The following is a 10,212-nucleotide window of genomic DNA, read 5'->3' as shown; positions in this document are numbered from 1 at the left end:
GACCTCCGGCCGAGCGACCTCCGGCCGAGCGACCTCCGGCCGAGCGACCTCCGGCCGAGCGACCTCCGGCCGAGCGACCTCCGGCCGAGCGACCTCCGGCCGAGCGACCTGCGAGTGGCCCAGGCGCTCGCCGACGTGGTTGCCGTGGCCCTGGTCCGCCGCACCCTCGAACCGGCCACGGTGCTCGCCACCCTGGCGTGACCGCTACCCGTCCGACCCATCGCGACGCCGTCGCTCCCGCGACGGAAACGACCGCACCCGTAAACGACCGCACCCGGACCGCTCCGGCCGCCGTGTTCGGCGGCCTGCGGACCGGGTGCGGTCGGTGAGACGCTGCGACCTGAACGAGCGCAGGTCGAAGAGCGTGACGCGGGGTCAGGCCTTCTTCGTCTCCCAGAAGATCTTGTCGATCTGGGCGATGTAGTCCAGGGCCTTCTGGCCCGTGGCCGGGTCGGTCGAGCCCTTCGCGGCCGAGAGGGCCTTGAGGGCGTCGTTGACCAGCTGGTGCAGCTCCGGGTACTTCTCGAAGTGCGGGGGCTTGAAGTAGTCGCTCCACAGCACCGAGACGTGGTGCTTGGCGAGCTCGGCGCGCTGCTCCTTGATGACGGTGGCGCGGGCCTGGAAGTGGGCGTCGTCGTTGGCGGCCATCTTCTCCTGGACGGCCTTCACCGACTCCGCCTCGATGCGGGCCTGGGCAGGGTCGTACACACCGCAGGGCAGGTCGCAGTGAGCGCTGACCTTGACCTTGGGGCTAAACAGGCGGGAAAGCATTGAGCTGTCCTTCCTCGTGATCGTCTTCTCAGGTGGGACATTACTCCGTGAGGGACGGGTTTTCGCGAGTGCCCCCATGGGCTTAGGACAAAAGTCCAGGGTGAGACTGGGACTCGTGGAGGATGGAACCGGGGAGGTGCCGGGGATGCCGGAGCTGTCGCAGGAGACCGAGCGCGGGAGGGCTGTCCTGCCCTTCGGGGCCGCCGAGGTGACGGGGCCGTCCATGGTGCCCACGCTGCATCACGGGGATCTCCTCGTCGTGCAGTACGGGGCCAGGATCAGGCCCGGTGACGTCGTCGTACTGCGCCACCCGTTCCAGCAGGACCTGCTGGTCGTGAAGCGGGCGGCCGAGCGGCGCGAGGGAGGCTGGTGGGTGCTGGGCGACAACACATACGCCGGCGGGGACAGCACGGACTACGGAACCGTGCCCGAGGAGCTCGTCCTCGGGAAGGTGCGGTTCCGGTACCGGCCGCTGAGGAAGGGTCAGCGCTCGCCGTTCACGCTCGCGCGCTGGGCGCTGTCAGCCGCGCGGCCGGTGCTCTCCGACCGGTCGGCCTCCAGGCGTTTTCGGGCGCGGTAGGCGGCGACGTTCGCCCGGGTCGCGCAGCGGTCCGAGCAGTAGCGCCGGGAGCGGTTCGTCGAGGTGTCGAGGTAGGCGTTGCGGCACGGCGCGGCCTCGCACAGGCCGAGGCGGTCCACGCCGTACTCGGTGAGGTGGAAGGCCAGGCCCATCGCGGCGATGGCGGCGTACCCCGCGGTCGCGTTCGACGGATGGTCCGCCAGGTGCATGTGCCACAGCGGGCGGCCGGTGTCGTCCCGGAAGTCGTGGCCCGAGATCTGCGGGCTGACCGGGAACTCCAGCAGCAGGGAGTTCAGAAGGTCCACGGCGAGCGTCTCGTCGTCGCCGTCCGCCGCCTCGAAGACCGCGCGCAGCCGGGCCCGTACACCGCGGAAGCGGGTCACGTCCGAGTCGGTGGCGCGGCGGGCCGCCGACGCGTTGCCCCCGAAGAGGTCACGGATGGACTCGACCGAGGTGAGCGCGTCCTTGCCCCGGGCCGGCTCCTCGCTGTTGACGAGACGGACGGCGTAATCCGAGTAATAGGCCAGTTCCACTTGTAGTCCTTACAGGGGCGCTCTATGGTCGTGCTGCGGACACGTAATGGCTAATGGTGTCTCCAGGGTATTACACGCTGGAGGGGAAAGGGGCTTTCATGACGACCACTCTCGGTTCGGACTGGCACGCGTGGCAGAAGAGCTGGGACCGGCAGCAGGAGTGGTACCTGCCGGACCGTGAGGAGCGCTTCCGGGTCATGCTCGACATGGTCGAGGCGCTGGTGGGCCCCGAGCCGCGTGTCCTGGACCTCGCGTGCGGTACGGGAAGTATCACGGCCCGGCTCTTCGAAAGGTTCCCGAAGGCGGTCAGTACCGGCGTCGACCTCGATCCGGCGCTCCTGGCCATCGCCGAGGGCACCTTCGCGGGTGACGCCCGGGTCACGTTCGTCACGGCGGATCTCAAGGACCCCGACTGGACCTCCCTGCTGCCGTACGACTCGTACGACGCCGTCCTCACGGCGACCGCCCTCCACTGGCTGCACAGCGAACCCCTCGCGGCCCTCTACGGCCAGGTCGCCGGGCTGGTCCGCGACGGCGGTGTGTTCATGAACGCGGACCACATGATCGACGAGGCGACCCCGCGGATCAACGCGGCGGACCGTGCGCAGCGGCACGCGCGCATGGACGAGGCGAAGGCCGCCGGTGTCCTCGACTGGGCCGAGTGGTGGCGGCTCGCCGCCCAGGACCCCGTACTCGCCGAACCCACCGCGCGCCGCTTCGAGATCTACGGAGAGCACGCGGACGGCGACACCCCGTCCGCCGAGTGGCACGCCCGCGCCCTGCGGGAAGTGGGCTTCGCGGAGTCCCGCGCGGTCTGGCGTTCGCCGTCGGATGCGCTGGTCCTGGCCGTCAGGTAACCGGCAGTTCTCGCCCCCGCCGCCCCTTCCCGTCCCGTCCCGTACCTGGGGGCTGCGCCGCCAGACCCCCGCCATCGCGCTTGCGCGCTCATCCTCAAACGCCGGACGGGCTGAAAGGGCGCTTTCCAGGGGCGCGGGGAACTGCGCGATCAGCCCCCACCGGCCCGCAGGCGTCGGCCCGCAGGCGTCGAACCGGCCCGGCGCAAGCCGAACGCGGAGGGGCCGTACGGAGAATCCGTACGGCCCCTCCGCGCAATCCGCCCAACCGCCGGACGGCTAAAGCACCTTCGACAGGAACGACTGCGTCCGTTCATGCTGCGGGTTCGTCAGCACATCACGCGGGTGGCCGGACTCGACCACCACACCCTCGTCCATGAAGACCAGCGAGTCGCCGACCTCCCGGGCGAAGCCCATCTCGTGGGTGACGACGATCATCGTCATACCGGACTCGGCGAGGTCGCGCATGACGTCGAGGACGTCGCCGACGAGCTCCGGGTCGAGAGCCGAGGTCGGCTCGTCGAAGAGCATCAGTTTCGGTTCCATCGCGAGCGCCCTGGCGATGGCTACCCGCTGCTGCTGGCCGCCGGAGAGCTGCGACGGGTAGCTGCCCGCCTTGTCGGCGAGCCCGACCCGGTGCAGGAGCTGCGCCGCGCGCTCGCGCGCCTGGGCCCTGCTCACACCCTTGACCTGGACCGGCGCCTCCATGACGTTGCCGAGCGCCGTCAGGTGCGGGAACAGGTTGAAGCGCTGGAACACCATGCCGATGTCCCGCCGCTTCAGTGCGACGTCGCTGTCCTTGAGCTCGTACAGCTTGTCGCCCTTCTGGCGGTAGCCGACCAGCTCCCCGTCCACGTACAGCCGTCCGGCGTTGACCTTCTCCAGGTGGTTGATGCACCGCAGGAACGTCGACTTGCCGGAGCCGGACGGGCCGATCAGGCAGAAGACCTCACTGGGCTTCACTTCGAGGTCGATGCCCTTGAGGACCTCGACCGGGCCGAACGACTTGTGGACGCCTTCGGCCTGCACCATCGGTGTACCGGAGGCCGCCTTGGCCACGTTCTTGGTCATGTCGGCGCTCATGCGCTGGCCCCTCCCCCCGAGCGGTTGGACAGTGACAGCATGTTCGCCTTGATCTTCTGGAACGGGGTGTCCGGGAGAGCACGGCTCGAACCGCGGGCGTAGTACCGCTCGATGTAGTACTGCCCGACGCTGAGCACCGAGGTCAGGACCAGGTACCAGGCGGCGGCCAGGAAGTACATCTCCACCGGTGCGCCCGACGACTGGCCGATGTCCTGGGCGTACCGGAACAGTTCGGCGAACTGGACCACCGACACCAGCGAGGTCGTCTTCAGCATGTTGATGACCTCGTTGCCCGTGGGGGGCACGATCACGCGCATCGCCTGCGGGATCACGATCCGGCGCAGGGTCTTGCCATGGCTCATGCCCAGGGCGTTCGAGGCCTCGGTCTGGCCCTCGTCGACCGACAGCAGGCCCGCGCGGCAGATCTCCGCCATGTACGCGGCCTCGTTCAGACCGAGCCCGAGGAGCGCCGTCAGCAACGGCGTCATGAAGCTCGACCAGTAGTCCTTGTAGATCGGACCGAGGTTGATGTACTCGAAGACCAGTCCCAGGTTGAACCAGACGACGAGCTGGACCAGGACCGGGGTGCCCCGGAAGAACCAGATGTAGAACCACGCGATCGACGAGGTCACCGGGTTGTTCGACAGGCGCATCACCGCGAGGAGGATGCCGCCCGCGATGCCGATCACCATCGACAGGACGGTGAGGAGCATCGTCTGGCCGACGCCCTTGAGGATCCGGTCGTCGAAGAAGTAGTCCGGTACGGCACCCCAGTTGATCTTGCCTTGGGCGAACGCGTAGATGATCGATACGAAGATCGCGATCGCGACGACGGCCGAGACGTACCGCCCGTAGTGCCGGACCGGGATGGCCTTGATGGCCTCGGGTCCGCCTGGGGGAGTGTCCTCGGGGTCGGCCGTCTTGCCGATGTCAACAGTCACGGATGTTGCCTTTCAGCGCCGCTGGTCGCGCGGTCACTTGCCGCCGTTGAGGGTGGCTTCCTTCACGGCGCCGGCTTTGACGCCCCACTTCGCGATGATCTTGTCGTACTCGCCGCTCTTGATGACCGCGTCGAGCGCGGCCTTCAGGGCGTCCCGCAGCTCGGTGTTCGACTTGGCGACCGCGATGCCGTACGGGGCGGCCTCGACCTGCTCGCCGACGACCACGAAGTCCTTGCCGCCGCCGGAGGTCTTCGCCGCGTACGCCGCGACCGGGAAGTCCGAGGAACCGGCGTCGCCGCCGCCCGAGCGCAGCCGGGTCTGGGCCTGCTGGTCGTTGTCGAAGGCCTCGATGGAGAGCTTCTTGCCCGCCGGGCACTTCTTGGCCTGATCCTTGGCCAGGTCGTTGGAGACGGTGTTGCGCTGCACCACGACCTTCTTGCCGCAGAGGTCGTCCCAGGTCTTGATGCCCTGGTCATCGCCCTGCTTGGTGTAGATCGAGACGCCCGCGGAGAAGTAGTCGATGAAGTCGACACCCTCGCCGACCTTCTTGCCGGTCTCGGCGTCGATGCCCTCCTGGCGGTCCTTGGTGTCCGTCATCGCCGACATCGCGATGTCGTACCGCTTGGAACGCAGGCCGGTGAGCAGGGTGTCGAACGTGCCGTTCTCGAACTCGAACTTCACGCCGAGCTGCTTGCCCATGGCGTCGGCGAGGTCGGGGTCGATGCCGATCGTTTTGCCGGAGTCGTCCTTGAACTCGACCGGCGCGTACGCGATGTCCGAGCCGACCTTGACGACGCCCTTGTCACGGACGGCCTTGGGCAGCTTGTCGGCCAGCGGGGCCGCGCTGGAGTCCGCGGTGTCCGAGCTGCCGCTGTTCTCGTCCTTGGTCTGGTCACCGCAGCCGGTGAGCAGCAGTGCGCCTGCGACCGCGATCGCACCGACCGCGGCTATCCGGGACTGCGCGGCGGTCGTGCGACGGGTGGAGCGTGCGGTCATGGTGGGTTCCTCCGGCGGGTGGGTGGAGTTGCCGATGGGTCGGCAGTAGCCGATGGGTCGACGAGAACACACACCTTCGGGTGTCGCGACCTCGTGTGATTAGGGCATCTTGCCATTCGGACTCGGCTCTTCAGGGTGCCCGCCATGTCAAAATCGGATAACGGGTGACCCTCGAACCGGACTGGGTCAGTCCGGCAGGACCGGATCCTGTGCGGAAAACCTTCGTGAACACCGGAAGATCTTCGGTGAATGCCGCGATGCGGGCAGCTGATTCTGGGCACTCGAGACACCGTGCTGCTTATGGGTTGTTCATTCGCCAAACGTGTTTGTTCGACTCATTCGGTCATGCGTCATGTCACCGGTATGTGACCTTCGCGCTCCGCTATACGAGCCCGGCCCCTCCGGTACGTGGCCTTCGGCCGTCCACGTGTGACCTTCGCTCCATCGACTCGTCTGCGGTGCGGTCCGTCCGGTAAGAAGGTTCCTTACACCCCTCATCCGGGGCTCAGGGCGCGTGTGCGGCGCGTCCGTCGCGCACGTCCCGTACTCAACAGTCGTCAGGGACATGCGCGGTGCCCGCCCGCTCCTCACCCGGAGCGGCAACCCTCAACCATTAAGACTTAAGGGGTAAAACAAAGTGGCAGCGGAGATCGTCAATCCTCGCAGCGACAGCAGTACGGATCAGGACGGCGGGGCCGAGCCCCTCGATTCCTTCGACCCGGCGTTCGCGCTGCACCGTGGCGGCAAGATGGCCGTGCAGGCCACCGTGCCCGTCCGTGACAAGGACGACCTGTCCCTGGCGTACACGCCCGGCGTCGCGAAGGTCTGCATGGCCATCGCGAAGCAGCCGGAACTCGTCCACGACTACACATGGAAGTCGTCCGTGGTCGCCGTCGTGACGGACGGGACCGCCGTTCTCGGGCTCGGTGACATCGGGCCCGAGGCCTCGCTCCCCGTCATGGAGGGCAAGGCGATCCTGTTCAAGCAGTTCGGCGGGGTCGACGCCGTGCCGATCGCGCTGGACTGCACGGGCGTCGACGAGATCGTGGAGACCGTCGTGCGGCTCGCGCCGTCCTTCGGCGGCGTGAACCTGGAGGACATCTCGGCGCCCCGGTGCTTCGAGATCGAACGTCAGTTGCAGGAGCGGCTGGACATTCCCGTCTTCCACGACGACCAGCACGGGACGGCCGTCGTCACACTGGCAGCCCTGCGGAACGCCGCGCGGCTGACCGGGCGGTCGCTCGGGCAGTTGCGGGCCGTGATCTCGGGCGCGGGTGCCGCGGGGGTGGCCATCGCCAAGTTCCTGCTGGAGGCGGGGCTCGGGGATGTCGCCGTCGCGGACCGCAAGGGGATCGTGTCGGTCGACCGGGACGATCTGACCCCGGTCAAGCGGGAGCTCGCGATCATGACCAACAAGGCGGGTCTTTCCGGCTCGCTGGAGGCCGCGCTCGCCGGAGCCGACGTCTTCATCGGCGTGTCCGGCGGTACGGTGCCGGAGCCGGCCGTGGCCTCCATGGCCGAGGGCGCGTTCGTGTTCGCCATGGCGAACCCGAATCCCGAGGTGCACCCGGATGTCGCCCACAAGTATGCGGCGGTCGTCGCCACCGGGCGGTCGGACTATCCGAACCAGATCAACAACGTGCTGGCGTTCCCCGGGATCTTCGCGGGGGCGCTGCAGGTGCGGGCCTCCCGGATCACCGAGGGGATGAAGATCGCGGCGGCCGAGGCGTTGGCCTCGGTTGTCGGGGACGATCTTGCCGCTGACTATGTGATTCCTTCGCCGTTCGATGAGCGGGTCGCTCCGGCGGTCACCGCGGCGGTTGCCGCGGCGGCGCGGGCCGAGGGCGTGGCTCGGCGGTAGCTTGCGTAGCCGCTTGGCCGTTCGGCAGCTTGGCCGGTTCGGTGGTGGGGTTCGGGTCTCGTCCTGGTGGGCGGGGCCCGAATTTCGTGGGCCGGAAGTTGCTGGAGGTTCGGCCGAGTGGGTGGCTGGTTGGTTGGCTGCGGGTGCGTGGGGGCTGGTCGCGCAGTTCCCCGCGCTCCCAAAAGCACGGGGCCGCGCCCCTGTTCTCCTGGCCTTGTTCTCCTGGTCTTCAGGGGCGCGGGGATCTGCGCGACCAGCCCCAGCCGTCCGCGGATGACACACACGCAGCGACCCCGCAGGCCGCAGTCGAGACACGTTGTTGCCCCCGGTGCCCAGGGCCGTCCGGGGGACGTGTGTCACAGAGGGATGCGGTTTCGCCGGAGGCGGGTGCGGCCTAGGGTCGGGGCATGTTCGCTGCCTACGCTGCTCGTATCGACCGTGACCAGCCCCTGAACGGCCTTGAGCTGGGTGAGCGGCCCGCTCCTGACGTCCGGCCCGGCTGGACGACCGTGAACGTCAAGGCCGCCTCCTTGAACCATCACGACCTCTGGTCGCTGCGCGGTGTGGGCCTCGCCGAGGACAAGCTGCCGATGATCCTCGGATGCGATGCCGCGGGCATCGACGAGGACGGCAACGAGGTCGTACTGCACTCCGTCATCGGGCAGACAGGGCACGGCGTCGGGCCGAAAGAGCCGCGGTCCATCCTCACCGAGCGATACCAGGGGACCTTCGCGGAGCAGGTCTCCGTGCCTGCGTGGAACGTCCTGCCCAAGCCCGCGGAACTCTCCTTCGAGGAGGCTGCCTGCCTGCCCACCGCATGGCTGACGGCGTACCGCATGCTCTTCACCAACGCGGGCGTACGGCCCGGTGACTCGGTTCTCGTCCAGGGCGCCGGAGGGGGTGTCGCCACGGCCGCTATCGCGCTCGGCAAGGCCGCGGGGCTGCGGGTCTTCGCCACCAGCAGGGACGAGGCGAAGCGCAAGCGGGCTCTCGAACTCGGTGCCGTCGACGCCTTGGAACCCGGGGCCCGGCTGCCGCAGCGCGTGGACGCGGTCATCGAGACGGTCGGCGCCGCCACCTGGTCCCACTCGGTCAAGTCCCTGAAGCCGGGCGGCACCCTGGTCATTTCGGGCGCCACGAGCGGTGACCGCCCCTCGCACGCCGAGCTGACCCGCATCTTCTTCCTCGAACTCAAGGTCGTCGGCTCCACGATGGGCACCAAGGACGAGCTTGAGGACCTGCTGTCCTTCTGCGCCGCCACCGGCGTCCGCCCCGTCATCGACGAGGTCCTTCCGTTGGACCGGGCCCGCGAGGGCTTCGAGCGGATGGAGTCCGGTGAACTCTTCGGCAAGGTCGTTCTGACCGCCCCCTGACGCCCCGTTTGCCCATACGAACACACGGACAGACGGTCACACGAACACACGGGCAGACGGTCATGCGCCCGTCTGCCCGTCTGCCCGTCTGCCCGTGTGTTCGTGTGACCGTCTGTCCGTTTTCCCGTTTCACGCGTGCGGCTTGGGTCGTCTCGCACACCCGCATGGACCCATGTGTCAATCACGGTTGACATGCCGGGGTGTGTCAATCTAGGTTGACATCATGACCGAAGCAACGGATCTCGCCGAGCGCGCGGGTGATCGCGATCCGCGGATCGGGCTGCGGGCCGTCTCCGCGTTGCGGCGGCTGCTGGAGCAGCTCGAAGCGGTGCAGGTGCGCAGTGCGCGCAATCAGGGTTGGTCGTGGCAGGAGATCGCCGCGGAACTGGGTGTCAGCAGGCAGGCTGCGCACAAGAAGCACGGGAGGCAGTGATGTTCGAACGGTTCACCAAGGACGCCCGCGCGGTGGTTCTCGGCGCGGTCGGCCATGCCGAGCGGCTGGACGCGGAGAGGGTCGAGGAACAGCACATGCTGCTGGCGCTTCTCGATCGTGAGGCCAGCCGTGCGTCGTTCGCGCTGATGTCGCTGGGGCTCGGCGGACACAGTGGGTCCGTCGAGCGAGCTCTGGCCGAGGCCCGCCGCCGCGGCGGGCTCTCCCGAGCCGACACCGACGCGCTCTCGGGGCTGGGCATCGATGTCTCGGCGATCGTCTCGCGCGTCGAAGAGGCTCATGGCGAGGGTGCGTTGGAAGCTGCGCACGGGGACGGAAAGGGGGGCGGCAAGGGTGACGGCAACGGCGGCGGCAAGGGCGGCGGACGGGGCCGGGGGTGGTGGTCCGGGTTCGTTGGCGGGCGCCGTCCCTTCGCCCAGGGCGCCAAGGATCTCCTCACGGAGTCCCTGCGCATCGCCCTCGCCCAGCAGGACCGGCACGTCGGCGACGAGCATCTCCTGCTCGCCCTCACCGCCCGCCCCGGCGTCCCCGCGGAGGTCCTGGCCGACCACGGGGTGACCTACGCGTCACTGCGGCGTGTGTTGTACGGCGGGGGAGAGGCGAAGGCGGGCTGAGGAGGCGGGCGGTGGTGGGATGGTTGCGCCCGTGGTGGTGCCTGGGGTGGGGCCCGTCAGTCGCGCCCCGCATCTCGGAGGGACCCGCACTTCCCGGCCCGCCGGCCGGGCCCGTGTCCCGCAACCCGGAGGAGCCTTCCCTCCTCGGCCTGCCG

Annotated in this window: 12 protein-coding genes; 7 read left to right on the top strand and 5 right to left on the bottom strand. The window is 68.7% G+C overall.

The window, feature by feature from the left end:
• Positions 1 to 201, top strand: a 201-nt coding sequence (locus AB0D14_RS15945; RefSeq protein WP_362778953.1) for a hypothetical protein, incomplete at its 5' end; no start/stop codon positions are given.
• A gap of 174 nt (positions 202 to 375) precedes the next feature.
• On the opposite strand, the gene sodN is transcribed toward AB0D14_RS15945, so the two are convergent.
• Complete coding sequence (sodN, locus tag AB0D14_RS15940) at positions 376 to 771, bottom strand: superoxide dismutase, Ni (protein WP_362778951.1); 396 nt, start codon at positions 769 to 771, stop codon at positions 376 to 378.
• Between the two features lie 145 nt (positions 772 to 916).
• On the opposite strand from sodN, the gene sodX reads away from it, so the two are divergent.
• A complete protein-coding gene (sodX, locus tag AB0D14_RS15935; protein ID WP_362778996.1) occupies positions 917 to 1,351 on the top strand; it encodes a nickel-type superoxide dismutase maturation protease in 435 nt (144 codons plus the stop codon).
• Here the strand turns inward: sodX and AB0D14_RS15930 are convergent.
• Positions 1,255 to 1,884 carry a CGNR zinc finger domain-containing protein gene (locus AB0D14_RS15930; protein WP_362778949.1) on the bottom strand — a complete coding sequence of 210 codons (630 nt, stop codon included), beginning with the start codon at positions 1,882 to 1,884 and terminating at the stop codon, positions 1,255 to 1,257. The genes sodX and AB0D14_RS15930 overlap by 97 nt on opposite strands.
• A 98-nt stretch (positions 1,885 to 1,982) precedes the next feature.
• Here AB0D14_RS15930 and AB0D14_RS15925 point away from each other — a divergent pair, with 98 nt between their 5' ends.
• Positions 1,983 to 2,741: a class I SAM-dependent methyltransferase gene (locus AB0D14_RS15925; RefSeq protein ID WP_362778947.1), complete on the top strand. Its 759-nt coding sequence runs from the start codon at positions 1,983 to 1,985 to the stop codon at positions 2,739 to 2,741.
• 276 nt (positions 2,742 to 3,017) lie between these two features.
• On the opposite strand, the gene AB0D14_RS15920 is transcribed toward AB0D14_RS15925, so the two are convergent.
• Genes AB0D14_RS15920 through AB0D14_RS15910 form a run of 3 tightly spaced genes read right to left on the bottom strand, consistent with a single transcriptional unit; the run spans position 3,018 to position 5,758 of the window.
• Positions 3,018 to 3,770 (bottom strand): amino acid ABC transporter ATP-binding protein, encoded by a 753-nt coding sequence (locus AB0D14_RS15920; protein WP_362778994.1) that lies wholly within the window; start codon positions 3,768 to 3,770, stop codon positions 3,018 to 3,020.
• 47 nt (positions 3,771 to 3,817) lie between these two features.
• Positions 3,818 to 4,762: an amino acid ABC transporter permease gene (locus AB0D14_RS15915; protein ID WP_362778946.1), complete on the bottom strand. Its 945-nt coding sequence runs from the start codon at positions 4,760 to 4,762 to the stop codon at positions 3,818 to 3,820.
• A gap of 33 nt (positions 4,763 to 4,795) precedes the next feature.
• Entirely contained in the window at positions 4,796 to 5,758 is a 963-nt protein-coding gene (locus AB0D14_RS15910) for an ABC transporter substrate-binding protein (RefSeq protein WP_362778944.1), read from the bottom strand.
• Between the two features lie 637 nt (positions 5,759 to 6,395).
• Here AB0D14_RS15910 and AB0D14_RS15905 point away from each other — a divergent pair.
• From AB0D14_RS15905 to AB0D14_RS15890, 4 genes are all read left to right on the top strand, one after another.
• A complete protein-coding gene (locus AB0D14_RS15905) occupies positions 6,396 to 7,619 on the top strand; it encodes an NADP-dependent malic enzyme (protein WP_362778942.1) in 1,224 nt (407 codons plus the stop codon).
• Between the two features lie 407 nt (positions 7,620 to 8,026).
• Complete coding sequence (locus AB0D14_RS15900; RefSeq protein WP_362778940.1) at positions 8,027 to 8,992, top strand: zinc-binding dehydrogenase; 966 nt, start codon at positions 8,027 to 8,029, stop codon at positions 8,990 to 8,992.
• 223 nt (positions 8,993 to 9,215) lie between these two features.
• Positions 9,216 to 9,425, top strand: a complete 210-nt coding sequence (locus AB0D14_RS15895) for an HTH domain-containing protein (RefSeq protein ID WP_362778938.1) — start codon at positions 9,216 to 9,218, stop codon at positions 9,423 to 9,425.
• The gene (locus AB0D14_RS15890; protein WP_362778936.1) at positions 9,425 to 10,057 is read left to right on the top strand and encodes a Clp protease N-terminal domain-containing protein; all 633 of its coding nucleotides are present in this window, start codon (positions 9,425 to 9,427) and stop codon (positions 10,055 to 10,057) included. Before AB0D14_RS15895 ends, AB0D14_RS15890 begins: the two co-directional genes overlap by 1 nt.
• Positions 10,058 to 10,212: the final 155 nt, after the last annotated feature.

Source organism: Streptomyces sp. NPDC048484, from assembly GCF_040651415.1.
In the GTDB taxonomy this organism is placed as follows: Bacteria; Actinomycetota; Actinomycetes; order Streptomycetales; family Streptomycetaceae; genus Streptomyces.
Note: the sequence above shows the minus strand (reverse complement) of the source record. Positions and strands in the feature narration are given on the sequence as shown.